Annotated in this window: 10 protein-coding genes, 1 tRNA gene and 4 pseudogenes; 4 read left to right on the top strand and 11 right to left on the bottom strand. The window is 35.0% G+C overall.

Annotated features, from left to right (window positions below; genetic code table 11):
- Window positions 1–371 precede the first annotated feature (371 nt).
- The 3 genes and pseudogenes from FNZ60_RS00600 to rpoH all read left to right on the top strand — a co-directional run bounded on the left by FNZ60_RS00600 (window position 372) and on the right by rpoH (window position 3,869).
- Window positions 372–1,800: pseudogene (locus FNZ60_RS00600) on the top strand (aldehyde dehydrogenase family protein).
- Between the two features lie 30 nt (window positions 1,801–1,830).
- Window positions 1,831–2,835 carry an RluA family pseudouridine synthase gene (locus FNZ60_RS00605; RefSeq protein WP_142415838.1) on the top strand — a complete coding sequence of 335 codons (1,005 nt, stop codon included), beginning with the start codon at window positions 1,831–1,833 and terminating at the stop codon, window positions 2,833–2,835.
- A 149-nt stretch (window positions 2,836–2,984) separates the two neighbouring features.
- A complete protein-coding gene (rpoH, locus tag FNZ60_RS00610; RefSeq protein ID WP_142415839.1) occupies window positions 2,985–3,869 on the top strand; it encodes an RNA polymerase sigma factor RpoH in 885 nt (294 codons plus the stop codon).
- 187 nt (window positions 3,870–4,056) lie between these two features.
- On the opposite strand, the gene FNZ60_RS00615 is transcribed toward rpoH, so the two are convergent.
- The 3 genes from FNZ60_RS00615 to FNZ60_RS00625 all read right to left on the bottom strand — a co-directional run bounded on the left by FNZ60_RS00615 (window position 4,057) and on the right by FNZ60_RS00625 (window position 8,557).
- Window positions 4,057–5,490, bottom strand: a complete 1,434-nt coding sequence (locus FNZ60_RS00615) for a hypothetical protein (protein ID WP_142415840.1) — start codon at window positions 5,488–5,490, stop codon at window positions 4,057–4,059.
- A 230-nt stretch (window positions 5,491–5,720) separates the two neighbouring features.
- A complete protein-coding gene (locus FNZ60_RS00620; protein ID WP_142415841.1) occupies window positions 5,721–7,013 on the bottom strand; it encodes an adenylosuccinate synthase in 1,293 nt (430 codons plus the stop codon).
- A 380-nt stretch (window positions 7,014–7,393) separates the two neighbouring features.
- Window positions 7,394–8,557 carry a phosphoserine transaminase gene (locus FNZ60_RS00625; RefSeq protein ID WP_142415842.1) on the bottom strand — a complete coding sequence of 388 codons (1,164 nt, stop codon included), beginning with the start codon at window positions 8,555–8,557 and terminating at the stop codon, window positions 7,394–7,396.
- A gap of 402 nt (window positions 8,558–8,959) precedes the next feature.
- On the opposite strand from FNZ60_RS00625, the gene FNZ60_RS00630 reads away from it, so the two are divergent.
- Window positions 8,960–9,035, top strand: a tRNA-Phe gene (locus tag FNZ60_RS00630).
- 65 nt (window positions 9,036–9,100) lie between these two features.
- On the opposite strand, the pseudogene FNZ60_RS00635 reads toward FNZ60_RS00630, so the two are convergent.
- From FNZ60_RS00635 to FNZ60_RS00675, 8 genes and pseudogenes are all read right to left on the bottom strand, one after another.
- Window positions 9,101–9,304: pseudogene (locus FNZ60_RS00635) on the bottom strand (helix-turn-helix transcriptional regulator).
- A gap of 165 nt (window positions 9,305–9,469) precedes the next feature.
- Window positions 9,470–9,649: a hypothetical protein gene (locus FNZ60_RS09930; RefSeq protein WP_425456817.1), complete on the bottom strand. Its 180-nt coding sequence runs from the start codon at window positions 9,647–9,649 to the stop codon at window positions 9,470–9,472.
- Window positions 9,650–9,925: 276 nt separating this feature from the next.
- A pseudogene (locus tag FNZ60_RS00645) lies at window positions 9,926–10,545 on the bottom strand (lambda exonuclease family protein); the annotation flags it as partial.
- 211 nt (window positions 10,546–10,756) lie between these two features.
- On the bottom strand, window positions 10,757–10,924 hold the full coding sequence (locus FNZ60_RS09935) for an ERF family protein (RefSeq protein ID WP_342774749.1): 168 nt from the start codon (window positions 10,922–10,924) through the stop codon (window positions 10,757–10,759).
- A gap of 1,852 nt (window positions 10,925–12,776) precedes the next feature.
- Window positions 12,777–13,337: a biotin transporter BioY gene (locus tag FNZ60_RS00660; protein ID WP_142415843.1), complete on the bottom strand. Its 561-nt coding sequence runs from the start codon at window positions 13,335–13,337 to the stop codon at window positions 12,777–12,779.
- 188 nt (window positions 13,338–13,525) lie between these two features.
- Window positions 13,526–14,080 carry a biotin transporter BioY gene (locus tag FNZ60_RS00665; RefSeq protein ID WP_142415844.1) on the bottom strand — a complete coding sequence of 185 codons (555 nt, stop codon included), beginning with the start codon at window positions 14,078–14,080 and terminating at the stop codon, window positions 13,526–13,528.
- A gap of 58 nt (window positions 14,081–14,138) precedes the next feature.
- A pseudogene (locus tag FNZ60_RS00670) lies at window positions 14,139–14,734 on the bottom strand (energy-coupling factor transporter transmembrane component T family protein).
- Window positions 14,731–15,411, bottom strand: a complete 681-nt coding sequence (locus FNZ60_RS00675; protein ID WP_142415845.1) for an energy-coupling factor ABC transporter ATP-binding protein — start codon at window positions 15,409–15,411, stop codon at window positions 14,731–14,733. The pseudogene FNZ60_RS00670 and the gene FNZ60_RS00675 overlap by 4 nt, the downstream one beginning before the upstream one ends.
- Window positions 15,412–15,428: the final 17 nt, after the last annotated feature.

The following is a 15,428-nucleotide window of genomic DNA, read 5'->3' on the forward strand; positions in this document are numbered from 1 at the left end:
GTTATTTTTTAATGAAAAAAATAATGCCAGAATACTTAATCAATGTCCCTTCTGCATATTTACGATGTAAATTGTCCCGTTTATAATGTTACATAGCTCCTATTCCCTTATATTTTGAAGAAAACTTCATAATAAAAAAGCGTTAAGAAAACTGTCTTCCCCCCTCTTTTCCCCTATTCCATAACAACGATTAGTTCCAATAATACAAACAGTTATAGAAACATTGTTCTCTTTAACTTCTATGTTTGATGATCATCGTACAATCTGATTTCTCGTGTTTTCATAAGATTATCCTTGTTATCCTTGTTTAAAAAGGCTTAGACTAAGACAATCGTAATTACATAAACACAAATAAAAAAAGGGAGTAAATTATGTTTAATAAACGGCAATTTTATATCAATGGTCTATGGGATAACCCAAGTACGCCTCACGATTTTGACGTCATTAACCCATCAACAGAAGAGGCTTGTGCTGTCATTAGCCTTGGAAGTACAAAAGATGCTGATAAAGCAATTAACGCAGCAAAAGAAGCATTTCAAAAATGGAAAAAAACGTCACCGAGCGAGCGTCTTGGATTTGTTGAAAAAATTCTAGAGATTTATGAAAAACGATCCAAAGACATGGCAAAAACCATTTCAATGGAAATGGGAGCACCGATTGATATGGCGCTTAATGCGCAAACCGCAGCGGGAAGTTCCCATATTCGCGATTTTATCGAAGCTTATAAAGAGTTTTCCTTCCAAGAAACTTTAATAAAAGGAAATGAGCAAGCAATCCTTCACTATGACCCTATCGGCGTCGTAGGATTAATTACGCCATGGAATTGGCCCATGAACCAAGTGACTCTTAAAGTTATCCCTGCTCTCTTGGCTGGCTGTACCATGGTGCTAAAACCCTCTGAAATTGCACCTCTTTCTGCTATGCTTTTTGCTGAAATTCTAGATGAAGCCGCACTTCCTGCCGGTGTTTTTAATTTAATCAATGGTGATGGTGCAACTGTCGGCTCTTACCTCTCAACACATCCAGATCTAGAAATGATTAGCTTTACGGGTTCAACCAGAGCAGGAAAAGATATCTCTAAAAATGCCAGTGCTACTTTAAAAAGAGTCTGTTTAGAACTTGGAGGAAAAGGAGCAAACATTATTTTTGCTGATGCCGACTCAGATGCTATTCAACGCGGTACACAACACTGCTTTTATAATAGTGGACAAAGCTGTAATGCACCGACTCGTATGCTCGTGGAACAGAGCATCTATGATAAGGCCATAAAATAGCGAAAGATATTGCAGAAACAACAAAAGTAGGAGCAAACAGCCAAGAGGGAGATCATATTGGACCTGTCGTTTCAAAAAACAATATGATAAAATTCAAGATCTTATCCAATCAGGAATTGATGAAGGAGCAACTCTTATTGCAGGTGGAACTGGTTTACCTATAGGGATGGAACGCGGTTATTATGTTCGTCCCACAGTCTTTGCTGATGTAAAACCTCATATGCGTATTTTCAAAGAAGAGATCTTTGGTCCCGTTCTCTCGATTCTTGCCTTTAGTACAGAAGAAGAGGCCGTCACTTTAGCAAATGATACTGAGTATGGTCTTACAAACTATATTCAATCACAAGATCGCGACAAATGTCGTCGTATTGCGGCACAAGTACGATCCGGTATGGTAGAAGTCAACGGACATGGATTACCTGATGGAAGTTATTTTGGAGGTGTGAAGTTTTCTGGTCGTGCCCGTGAAGGGGGACATTGGGGAATTAAAGAATTTCTCGATAGCAAAGCCATTTCATACTGGTAAAAATCTTATTAAAAACTTAATAGGAAGCGTATGGTCATACAAAAAATAACGGATGAAGGTGCTCTTGGGCAACGTCTTGATCAGTGGCTGGCAAAACAATACCATAATGTGTTCTCACGTTCACGTTTGCAAACCCTCATCCGTGAAGGCTGTCTGAAAATTGATGGTCAATTCATAAAGGAACCAAAAACAAAATTAAGACCTAATCAAATAATTGAATTGACAATGCCTGACCTTCGTGATCCAGAACCTAGCGCTGAAGCCATTGCATTGGACATCCTTTTTGAAGATGATTATGTCATTGTTATTAACAAACCTGCAGGTCTTGTTGTTCATCCTGGTAATGGTAATTGGACTGGTACATTGGTTAATGCCCTTATTTACCACTGTGGGAATAGTTTATCAGGTATCGGTGGTATTAAACGCCCTGGCATTGTCCATCGTCTTGATAAAAATACAAGCGGCGTTATGGTTGTTGCAAAAAATGATCTGGCTCACAAAAGTCTCAGTGCTCAATTTTCTGATCATGGGCAGACCTGCGCATTAGATCGACGCTATCATGCCTTGATTTGGGGAACACCTCACCGCAATGTCTGGACAATTGAAGCATCACTTGGCCGTTCACCCCATAATCGAACAAAGCAAGCTGTCGTCCATAACCAAACACCTTATGCGCGTCATGCAGTTACACATTTTTCTCTGCTTGAAAAATATGGTACTCACGAAAAATCAACGTCTTTTGCGAGCCTTCTGGAATGTCGTCTGGAAACCGGACGAACCCATCAAATCCGTGTTCATATGGCCCATATTGGACATCCACTCGTAGGTGATTCAGTTTATGGAAACGCTTTTAAAACAAAATCAAACATTCTTAATCCCACTCTTAAAAATGCCATCGATCAATTCAATCGACAAGCACTCCATGCCGCAAGTCTTACTTTTGAACATCCTTCTACCGGTAAAGTTATGTCGTTTTCCGCACCACTGCCTCAAGATATGGCAACACTTATTCAGCACTTAAAAAAAATGAATTGAAACCTTTTTCCTTCTCAAGATTTCAAGAATAAAATATCTTTTTTTGAACAAAATTAAAAAATATGCTAGAGTGATGTGAGAAGGATATTGACTATCTTTAAACATTGAATTTGCCTTATCAGGGAATTCATACAAAAGGAGGGTGCTATATGGCCCATATGAATTTGTTATCAGTAACAATAGGTGATGGTGGATTAAACCGCTACTTGGAGGAAGTGCGTCGTTTTCCAATGCTTGAACCAAAAGAAGAATACATGCTCGCTCAGCGTTATCGTGAGCATAACGATTTAAAAGCAGCGCATAGTCTGGTGACCAGTCATTTGCGTCTCGTCGCTAAAATTGCGATGGGATATCGAGGTTATGGGCTGCCCATGGGGGAAGTCATCTCGGAGGGCAATGTTGGACTCATGCAGGCTGTTAAACGTTTCGAACCAGAACGGGGCTTTCGTCTTGCGACCTATGCAATATGGTGGATTAAAGCTTCAATCCAAGAATATGTGTTGCGGTCTTGGAGTTTGGTAAAAATGGGGACAACAGCCAATCAAAAGCGCTTATTTTTCAACCTTCGTAAGTTGAAAAGTAAACTTCAAGCTCTTGATAGCGGTGATCTCAATGTAGAACAAGTCAAAGAAATTGCGACTCGGTTGAATGTCTCAGAAGATGAAGTTGTATCAATGAATCGCCGACTTAGTGGTGACACTTCACTCAATGCGCCCCTTCGTACAAAAGAAGGAGAAAACAGTGAGTTGCAAGATTGGTTAGTGGATGAATCTAACAATCAGGAACAGATTTTAATTGAAAAAAGTGAATTAGAAAATCGTCGTTCCATGCTTATCAATGCCATGAACAATCTCAATGAACGCGAAAAGCGTATATTCAAAGCGCGTCGTTTAAATGATGTTCCCTTAACTTTGGAAGAACTCTCTGGTGAATTTAATATTAGTCGAGAACGAGTAAGACAAATTGAAATGCGTGCATTTGAAAAAGTACAAAATTCTATTAGAGATTCTGCTTTATCTCAAAGTCGAGTGTAAAAAAACTCTAAAATTAGGTATAAAGCCAATTGTTTGCACATTTTAAAATTGAAAATGAGAAAAGCATCTATTGGCTTTATACATATAAATGAACTTCTCGAATTCTTTGCGTTGTTGATGTGTGAGCATTATTGAATATGTTTAGGTATAATGGATAAAAATAGATGGTGAGAAATAGTCTTTTATCTTATTTTTCATCTATGTTATTTTTCTCACCAAGAACTGTTAACTTATCTTGTTGTGCAAGCCACAGTTCAATAACTTCATTAAAAATGGACTCACCTGTTGGTCCTTTTGCAAAGGTTAATTCATTTATACGTCCATTTTTATCTGTTAACACCAAACGCATCCAATTTAACTCTCGCATCACTTGTAAATTTCGATCGAGGAATGGATGATTACCACTCAATGCAACAAGAAAAAAATCATCGTTAATCTTTGCAGAAATAGTTCTTGTTAAAGTCTGCCCAATGGATTGTTCACTTGCTTTAAAAGTTAATGCCTGAACATTGCTGATAGCTTTACCTGAAAAAGTATCAGAAAGAGTAAAAATAAGGTCCATAATATATGCAGCAGGAAATGACCGATCGGTATTACGACGTAGAATTAATCGTAATGATAGCCCTTCATCTGGAATTGTTATATCACCTTGTATAGCCATTTCTTCTGGAGCCCCCTTTACATAAGATTCCCTTATAAGCCTCCAGCGAGCACTTCCCGTCGCTACCTTTTCTGCATCATAATTTGTACGTGCTTGATAAAAAACAGCTTCACCTAATTTTTCAAGCGATGGCAAATTGCTGGCAACAACAGTGGAGTTTCCCTCTTCATCGGAAGAATCTGCTGCTTTCTTTAAACCAACATCAACTTCACTTCCATCCTCTAATAAACGTTGTGTTAATTTTCTCTTGACCGAAAGTACTTTTGGTAATTCATGAGAAGCTTGACGATTCTCCCTTAATAACTGATGATCATTTGATACAAATACACGCTCACCAATAAATAAAATACCAACAGTTAAAACAACAAAACTCACAACAGAAATAGTACTTATCACAATACGCCTTTGCACCAATGATTTATTGGCCCGACGTAAAGCTTGAGAAAAAATATGCGAAACAATATGCGGATTATCTTCTTGTGAAGGAGAACCCTTTAACGCGCTGCGATTAACATGCTCATAAGGTAAATAAGCCTCCATATTAACAGGCTCTGCCTCTGGCATATCTGATACGCTAGGATTATCAAATACCTTGTTATCCTCTGAAGATTTAATAAAATCGCGCTGTTCTCTTTTTGTCTTTATCTCTGAAGATTCATTATTCTTTGTTATTATAACTTCTTTTGTATATTTCTTCTCTTCGATTGTATTTGTTGAATTCCACCCAATAGCTGAAGAAAGTAGTTTCTTTTCAACGGCTAAATATTCTTCTTCAACAGTTGTAATAGCATTTTGAAGAACCTTTCTTTGTTCATCTGCTATTGCTTGTGGTATTTCTGTTGTTACAAATTGATGTTCTAATGTTTCGATAGCCCGTTTATAAATCCGCTTACGCATTTGTGGTGTAACATTATTTTGTGCATCAATTGCTTTTTTTAAGATTCCAACGAAATCTACCATTCCTCTATAATCTCTCTTAAACTGAGAAAAGAAACCCCAGCCTTAAAGCCAAAACACCTTTTAGCCTCATAAATTGATTGTCATTTATATTGGTGCAACTATCGTAATAGTGTAAAATGAATGAAAAATAAACAATGTTATTTTAACCTTTCTCTCACACACTCTTAAAAACGCTCTTTGTTAAAAAACACAGAGATGAACAAAGAATCTATATAGAAACCTAAAAACAATCATAAATTTGCAAAGGGATCTGTAATTAGAATAGTATCTTCACGTTCTGGACTCGTGGATAATAAAGCCACTTTTGTCTTAATTAGTTCTTCAATATAGCGTATATATTTAACAGCCTGCACTGGTAAATCTTCCCACCTTAATGCATGGGCTGTTTTTTCCTTCCAACCTTCTAATGTTTCATAAATAGGTTTCACACGGGCTTGAGCTCCCATGGAAGAAGGTAAATAATCAATCCTTTTACCATCAAGCTCATAACCAATACAAATTTTTATTTCATCCAAACCATCTAAAACATCAAGCTTTGTCAATGCTATACCTTGAACACCACAAATTGCGACCATCTGACGGACTAAAACAGCATCAAACCAACCACATCGACGCTTTCGACCCGTTACAACACCAAACTCATGACCACGCATTCCAAGAAATTCACCAATATCATTTATCTGCTCTGTCGGAAATGGTCCTTCTCCAACACGTGTGGTATAAGCTTTTGCAATACCCAAAACATAATGAATGACTCTAGGTCCCATCCCCGATCCTGTACATGCCTGCCCTGCAACTGTATTCGATGATGTTACATAAGGATAAGTTCCAAAATCATTATCAAGTAAAGCACCTTGTGCTCCTTCAAAAAGAATGTGTTTTCCCTCCTGATACCCATCATCTAAAAGACGCCACGTACAATCCATAAAGGGTAGAATGTTATCCGCAACTTGCATCAACTCCTCATAAAGTACCTGAGAATCAATTTCTGCAACCCCCATCCCACGACGCAAAGCATTATGATGTCTCAAAAGCCGTTCAATCTTAGCCATGAGCGTATCTTTTTCTGCTAAATCCATCACTCGAATAGCACGGCGTCCCACCTTGTCTTCATAAGCCGGTCCAATACCACGCTTTGTTGTCCCAATCTTTAAATCCGATAAACCACTTTCTCTAATTGCATCAAGATCACGATGCAAAGAAAGAATTAAGGGGGCATTTTCAGCAATCCTTAAAATTTCTGGTGTAATATTTACACCCTGATCAGATAGTTTTTTTAATTCTGCAACAAAATGATGAGGATCAACAACGACACCGTTACCAATAATTGATAATTTCCCACGAACTAAACCAGATGGTAAAAGTGATAATTTATAACTCACTCCATCAATAACCAATGTATGACCAGCATTATGTCCCCCCTGATATCTCACTACAATATCTGCTCTCTCAGACAACCAATCTACAATTTTACCTTTACCTTCATCACCCCATTGTGTACCGACAACAACTACATTGGCCATAACTTTCTCCGTTGTGTTTGGTCAAAAAACCAGCATCCAAAAACAAATATTTCCTTATAGCGAAAGCTTAGAGTAAGTGCGACTCTTCATTTCAGATTTTTCTCAATCCTCAAGTAATTAAATTTTTAAATTTATGATAATAGAGATAAGCAAAGACCAAAATATTCTAAATCTGTCATTTTTTCTACAAAAAGTAAAAAATTAGAGATTTTAACTTGTGCTTCTCCTCCCCTGACAAAGTATTCATTTTTCCTCTTAATGTTTTACAATTCATGTAAATTATTTAGAAGCTTTTTGTTTAATACAAGAATACGAAAGATCATCATAATCTTTCGTATCCTTTTTCTTGTTAAAAACGTGGTATGAACACCCGTCATTCTTTAAAGCTGAGCTTTTTCAACTTGGAACGCCCATTCAAGCCATTCTGTTAAAATTTCAAGATCAGAGGCCTCAATTGTTATACCTGACCAAATCCGAAGCCCAGGAGGAGCATCACGATACGAACCAATGTCGTAAGCAACCCCTTCCTCATCAAGACGATTGACAACCGCTTTTATAAAAGATACTCGCTTTTCTGTATCCAAAGCAGTAACCACTGGATCCACAATATCTAAACAAATAGATGTGTTAGAACGCACTTCAGGATCTTTTGCCAAATATTCTAACCATGGTGTTTTGCGAACAAAAGCATCCAGTACAGAAAAGTTTTTCTCAACCCGTGCTCTTAATGCCGCTGCACCTCCTAGAGATTTTGCCCACTTCAATCCATCAAGAAAATCCTCAACACAAAGCATAGAAGGCGTATTAATTATCTTTCCTTTAAAAATATCTTCATTCAACTTTCCATTTTTTGTCATATAGAAAAGTTGCGGCATGGGCCAAGCTGGAACATGATTCTCAAGCCTCTCAACAGCACGAGGACTTAAAATCACCATACCATGTGCCGCTTCACCTCCCAAAACTTTTTGCCACGAAAAAGTAACCACATCTAATTTTGAAAAATCAAGATATTGCGCAAAAGCTGCAGATGTTGCATCACAAATAGTCAAGCCTTCCCGCTTATCTGGAATGAAATCCGCATTAGGAATACGCACACCAGAAGTTGTCCCATTCCATGTAAAAACAACATCACGATCAAAATCAAGTTGTGTTAAATCTGGTATTTCACCATATGGGGCTTCAAAACGACGCACATCAGAAAGCTTTAATTGCTCAACAACATCTTTATTCCACCCAAGACCAAAACTTTCCCACGCCGCCATATCAACACCACGCTCACCTAATAGAGACCATAGAGAAGCTTCCACAGCACCGGTATCTGAACCTGGCATAATTCCTATACGATAATCAGAGGGAACTTCAAGAATCTCTCGCGTTAGATTAACAACTTCAGCAAGTTTTAATTCTGCTTCTCTTGATCTGTGCGAACGCCCAACTAATGCATTTTTAAGAACATCAAGAGTCCAACCAGGCCGTTTGCTACAAGGACCTGAAGAAAAATTAGTATTTGTGGGACGACTACTTGGTTTTTGTAACATTATCATTATTTCTCCCCTTTTAAAAGTTGTGCTTTCTTTAATAAAGAAAAACAAATTATTATAAAGACTAATCAATAGTCCTTTTAGAAAAAAGTCAAAAATGTTTCCTTTTATTTCGTGGGCTTAAAATTCACACAAACTTTATAAAAAAATCTTTCTTAATCATGCTTTTCAATTGATTCTTTTATTTTTTTTCGTATCAGCACCACAATAAAATAGCATCTTGATAATCATAGACTAACGTATCACAACATACCTATCAAGTTTATTTTATGATAAAGATTTATTGATAATTCTCTAGCATAAGGAGATAAACTTATTAAAAAATCAATTATTTTTCTTTTGATGACTGGACAGAGAAAATTTTAATGTTATAACCGCAAACGCTTTATATTTTTTATGAAGCGTGCCCAGATAGCTCAGTAGGTAGAGCAGCGGACTGAAAATCCGCGTGTCCGTGGTTCGAATCCGCGTCTGGGCACCACTTTTTTGTTTCTTTGTTGTCAGACCACTTTTTAGATCACTCTTTAGTGGTTTATATAATTTTACCTAATTTGTTGTTATTTGCTCTGTATTTTTCTTTGGAGTAAAGGCTAGAATCTCTTTTTTTCTCCATCTTACAGCTCTGCCTAACTTATATAGTTCCGGAAATACCCCTTGAAGAACTCAATTGCGAATCGTTGTTGTGGATACACTAAAAAGCTCTGCACATTCACGAGTTGTTACATATCTATCGCCATCATAAAATATCATCTCATTCGCTTTTTATTTTTTTATGTTATATAAATAAGTGGGCTGCTAAGAGACAACTCTATATTTAAAATTTATTTATTAAATGTATTTAATTTTATATTTCCAACCTTTTAGTTGTGTAAGAGCCAAAGCTACTTTCCCCCGATAACACATACACAAATCATTTTAAAAACAACTAGTCTCAACACGTCTTTTATCCCCAAAAAGCTGGTATAAGTTTTCTATTGCATGAAGAATATTTTTAAGAGTTGTATTTTGGTAATCTTCAAAAAGATGTTTATAATTTTCTCGTGTTTTCAGTTTGCGCGTTTTCTCAGAGGTAATTCTAAGTTCAGGCATATGCATATATTCAATGCCAATGTTTCTTACAACTTTCTCTAATTGTCTTTTCAAAAAACATGTTTTTTATTTAATTAATTTTTTACGAACATCACACAAAATTTTTATACTGTTTTCTATGAGACAATTCAGATAATGATCTCATGATTTTCCTTCATAGCCAATGGTACAAAAACAAGGTTTCTCATCTTTATCAAGATAGATAGCAGCGTGTTTGGTGTTACATATGTTTAAGTTACTTATGTAAATGGGTGGGGATACTAGAAAGAGAGAGAGCCCTCCAGCAACTTTTGTCAAAATCTTTTGCATCTCTTGTTCTATTTCTGTTAAAAAATTTTCAACCGTTTGATTAATCTGTTCGATTTGTTCTTCATCACGGCTGATGCATTTGATTTTCATAGGGAAATCAGATGATCTACCTACAAACGCGGGTCATAATTGATAAAATCACACCATTTACGTCCCGTAAAAGCCATTTAGAATTGCATTTGTGCAAGATATTCAGATTTGAGATTACTATCTATAAAGAAGCTTAGATGATTTGGTGACTGTGGACATTTAACCTCTACTAAACCGCCCTCACCAACAAACCCATCTGGACTAGCGCCGGCTATTTGGATTGTGGGATGTTGGATAAAGCTACACCTTATGACCTTTGTATCATAAATGAATGCATATTCTCTCAAGGCATTCTCTTCATGTTCAAGGCCTTATTGCATAGCTGGCGTTATATAAGATTGGCTTATTTCCCCTGTTAATCGCTCTGTCATAAGCTTTATTTTGTACTCCTCATATTTGCTTGTAGGTGTTCCTTTTGCTGTTTTATTGAGCACGCCGTAAATATTGGATGCAGTGACTTTGCCTAAACATGTTTGAAACCATTCTGCTGTCCTTTGTTCCATTTCACATCGCCATTTTCTGTTCATGATATTCTGCTACATATTTAATATCTTGGATATATTCGACCTCTTGTAGAGGAGCTTCTATTTGATTTTATTGCGCTCCTTTCATTTGTACCCACTTTTTTTCAAAGAAAACAAAGCGGTTTGTGCTTATTTATAAGACATATCTTTTAGCTTTTTTACTCTTGTGAAAGAGAGAAGTCTACTTTTTTCAGCTTATGTTTTTTTCAATTAGTTCTTTGATTTCATTTACCTTTTTAGGAGAGTTCCCTGAAAGAAGTGTTATTCCATCTGTATCGTCTTCTTTACTTGCGACATTAAGAAGCATGCCAAAGAGATATTTACGTGCATAGGTGATAGTAGAATCAACTGCTTGTATGGTAGTTTTGTTCTCTGTAGCGTTAGGAAGAAATGTTCCTTATGTTGATATTTCATGATCTTATATATGCTTTAAAGCCGTTTCTACAGTTGTGCCATTTGCACCCTGTTCTTTAAAACGAGAGAACAAAGCAAAGTGATTTTTGCAAAAATTTCTTTTATTGCATCAATATATTTAAGCGTTTTAGAGATGCTTTCAGTATGTGTATTCGTGGCGTTTTGTTCGATATTTTTATATTCCATTTACATAGCGCAAAAGATCAGAGACGAAGCTTTGATAATTTTGTCATTCTATCTCCTTTTCTCGTAATGCAATAAGATGCTCGAAATGATCCATATCGACATCATTTTTTAAAGCTTTGGTTAAAGAGTTCAGTTTGTGTGATATTTAACTCATTCATTTTTATTTACTTATTTTAGGTGTAATTTCCCTGTGTCGTGTATCAGGCTTTTGTTTTTAAAAAATTATTTTGTGTTGTTAAAGGCAAATCTGTAAAGATACTATAATGTGAGTGTTGCATTCATATTTTTTATGATTTTTTTCCTTTAAACTAAACTCTTCCTGTGTTGTCCTTGACAAAACGGCAGTATCTTTTTTGTGAATTTTTTTAATAAAAATAAGCTTTCTAAAATGCTCTTAAAAAATTTTTAAATTACATCGCAAAAATGCAAACGATGTTGCTATTAATAAGAACAAAACATTTTATTTTCATATCTCTGCTGCTCGATATTGTCTAAAAAACATATGCTGTGTCGTATAAAATTAAAGTCATCCAATATGACGCTATCAAAATACTATGGTTCCAACTCTTGAAGATAAAAAACGACTATATTTTTAGAGACATTTCACACCCGTTTATTCTTCATTCAATGCAAAAGATTTGAAAGACATTATCAGCTTCGATGATAATATCATTTTTTCGGATAGCACATTGATTTATTATAATAATATAGTGTTCTTTATATTGAACGAGAGACCCGAATATCGTAAGATACTCTTATTCAAAATCTGTTTATTAGGAAATAATAGAAATATTAAGTTACTTAATTTATTCTTTATAGATACCTACGTATATTTTCATTTATTATATTGATGATAAAATTATTTTCCTCTCTTAAAAAATTAAAATACTCTATCATTTGAATATGAAAAATATTGAATAATATAAATACATTCCTAAATCAGCATATACACGTTTTGCTGTTTGAAAAAAATTATTGCATTTTTCCAAGATACATTATGATTGCCAGGATGTACTGGTAAAATTACTTTATTAAATAAAGAATAACTCTGTTTACTAAAAAATAAATCTTATGCAGAAATATTAGAAGTAATCATCATAGATGTTTTTCCTTGAAAAACTGTACATTCAGATACTTTAAAAACAGATACAGAAATTAATAATAGAGCACATATGGCAAAGAAATATTTTATAGTCATAATAATAATTTACCTTCCATTAATAAATAACCATTATGAAATAAATATAATTATGATTTTGTATCTATATTATAACTTTAACATAACAAAAAATACAAAAATTATTTTATACTATTAATATTTATGAGAAAATAATTTTTATGTAAATTTATAATTTATTAGCGTTATATATTTTTTAACTGAGCTTTATAATTAATAATTTTATAATAGTATTTTGAATATATTATAATATTATTTACAATTTAGTTTTAATATATATTTAACAGTAAACATACAATATAATACATAATAAATTTCTATTTGCTAGATATTCTCTTACCTTAAAATATAAAGGAACATCAAAAATACTTTATATTATTACGATTTGCGTTCTAACTTTCTCATGCAATGTCATAAAAACTTTATTCAAGCATCAGAAAGCCCCTTTCTCGGAATGAATGAGAGGAACAGTTTTTTTTATGATAAGCGCTACAAAGGATGCAATCAGCACTTTAAAAAAACCACCAATTAAAAAAACTAATGACCCCATTAAAACTGTCAACAAAGACACTTGTGTCATATACGCTGTCCATGGAATACCAAAAGCATAGACAATGCCTATACCACCCACAGCATTTATCAAAAATAAGAGTATAAAATTTAATCTCTTCCAAAATAACTCAACCAGTAAACCAATAAAAAATGCAGCAAAGGGAAAACTAATGAGATAGCCACTCGTAACGCCTAAAAAAACGCCAATGCCACCCCGACCTCCAGGCAATAAAGGCAATCCAATCGCAACAAGAACAAGGAAAAGAAGTGATGCGAGAGCTCCCCTTTTAGCACCAAGTATAGACCCTGCTAACATTGGAGCCATAGACTGAGCTGTAATAGGAACTCCTAAAAGAAAAGGGAAATAAATAGGAGGAAAAAGGCTCAAAACAGCATAAATCGCGGCAAATAAAGCTATATAGACTAAATCTTTTGTATTCACTTGATATTCCTTCATTGTAGCAAAGTTTTGTTATTGTTGTATAATTAATCAAAAGTATCAGCTTTATAAAAACAAATTTCCAATGCCTTAGATATAAAGAAAAATATTATATTGGCTTTAGCTTATTCTTATTATGCTGCATTTTTAATTTATTGTATTATAATATAATAATGTATTCAAAATAAAACCTATTTTTTCTTTGAATGAATGAGAGGAACAGATCTTTTAATCGCGAGTGCAACAAAGGATGCTATCAGCACTTTTAAGCAATCACCTATCAAAAAAACTGAGGAAGCGGTTAAAACTTTCAGTAAAGAAGCTTTAGTCATATATGTTGTCCATGGAATACCAAAAGCATAGATAATTCCTATACCACCCACAGCATTTATCAAGAATAAGAGTATAAAATTTAATCTCTTCCAAAATAACTCAACCAGTAAACCAATAAAAAATGCAGCAAAGGGAAAACTAATGAGATAGCCACTCGTAACGCCTAAAAAAACGCCAATGCCACCCCGACCTCCAGGCAATAAAGGCAATCCAATTGCAACAAGAACAAGGAAAAGAAGTGATGCGAGAGCTCCCCTTTTAGCCCCAAGTATAGCCCCTGCTAACATCGGTCCCATCGACTGAGCTGTAATAGGAACTCCTAAAAGAAAAGGGAAATAAATAGGAGGAAAAAGGCTCAAAACAGCATAAATCGCGGCAAATAAAGCTATATAGACTAAATCTTTTGTATGCATTTGATTATTCTTTCGTTATAAGACACTTTGATAATTATGAAATACTTTATCAAAAATATCAGCCATCATAAGAGCGTGCTTCCAATGCCTCAGCCACTTCTGAAGCCATTCTTATGACTTTTATAATTAAAGGTATTGCAAGAGCAACAATGTTAGTATTAAGCCCCCGTGCTTGCTGTGCTTCACGCACATCATTAAACTTCTCACTCAAAAGAGGAATAAACCTGATCGCCATAGAGATAACCATACTTACTTTTGATGGATTTAGACCAACATAACAAAAAGGCTGAAGCCCTGCTTCAATTGCCTCCACCATATCTGAAACTTTTGTTGTGAATGAAATAAGTGATGATAAAAAAAGAGGATAATAAGACGTAATACGACTTCAACTCCTGTAAGCCAACTATTAAAAATAGCCTGAAATACAAACAGAAGAACTAAAAGTAATCCCATCGATTTAAACTGATTTATCACAGTGCTAAAAGGAACCTTGGCAACTCTATAGAATAAGGCAACGAATAATAAAAAGAGTCCAAGAAGTGGTATAGATGAAACCATTATTATAAAAGTTCCACATACTGTAAGGAATAATAACTTTACTCTAGGATTAAGCCTATGAATAGATGTGTCTTTTGGAATATATAAACCGATCATGACATTCTTCGTATATATTCTCTTATAGCAACAAAAGGTATATCATCGATTACTATTTCTCCCCTATCAAAAACAAGTACTCTATCAAAACTTTTCAAAAACTCTAAATCATGCGATACAACTATTGCCGTTTGTGGTAATTCTTCTATCACTTGCGTAACGCGATGCTTATTTCGCAAATCAAGTAATGTCGTAGGCTCATCAAAAATAATGTAATCTGGTTTCATGGCCACCACACTGGAAATAGCAACAAGTTGTTTTTGGCCACCACTTAATAAATGAACAGCGTGATTTCTGAAATCCTGAAGTTCATAACGCTGTAAAATTTCATCTACACGCTCCTTAATTTCATCCTTACTAAGCTTCAAATTTTTAAGACCAAAGGATAAGTCTTCTTCCACTAAGGGTAAAACAATCTGATTATCAGGATTTTGAAAAACAAATCCCACTTTGCGTTTTACTGCTTTTGCGTCGCGTTTGGTATCAAGCCCATCAACGCTTACAAAACCATGAGATGGTAATTGGAGCCCATTAATAAGGCGAACAAATGTACTTTTCCCAGAACCATTTGCACCAATAATGGCGATGCGTCTTTCGGTAAGTTGTACAGTAATATTCTTTAAAACATACAACTCACCAAAGACTTGTGTCACCTTATCAAATTTTATAATTCCCAAGGTTTACTCCAATCAAA

It is taken from the genome of Bartonella massiliensis (assembly GCF_902150025.1).
GTDB classification, from domain to species: Bacteria; Pseudomonadota; Alphaproteobacteria; order Rhizobiales; family Rhizobiaceae; genus Bartonella; species Bartonella massiliensis.

What these genes read in the sequence shown, in the direction of transcription:
- FNZ60_RS00605 (WP_142415838.1), top strand. Translation starts at nt 1,831, where the DNA reads ATGGTCATACAAAAAATAACGGATGAAGGTGCTCTTGGGCAACGTCTT.
- rpoH (WP_142415839.1), top strand. Translation starts at nt 2,985, where the DNA reads ATGGCCCATATGAATTTGTTATCAGTAACAATAGGTGATGGTGGATTA.
- FNZ60_RS00615 (WP_142415840.1), bottom strand. Translation starts at nt 5,490, where the DNA reads ATGGTAGATTTCGTTGGAATCTTAAAAAAAGCAATTGATGCACAAAAT.
- FNZ60_RS00620 (WP_142415841.1), bottom strand. Translation starts at nt 7,013, where the DNA reads ATGGCCAATGTAGTTGTTGTCGGTACACAATGGGGTGATGAAGGTAAA.
- FNZ60_RS00625 (WP_142415842.1), bottom strand. Translation starts at nt 8,557, where the DNA reads ATGATAATGTTACAAAAACCAAGTAGTCGTCCCACAAATACTAATTTT.
- FNZ60_RS09930 (WP_425456817.1), bottom strand. Translation starts at nt 9,649, where the DNA reads ATGCATATGCCTGAACTTAGAATTACCTCTGAGAAAACGCGCAAACTG.
- FNZ60_RS00665 (WP_142415844.1), bottom strand. Translation starts at nt 14,080, where the DNA reads ATGCATACAAAAGATTTAGTCTATATAGCTTTATTTGCCGCGATTTAT.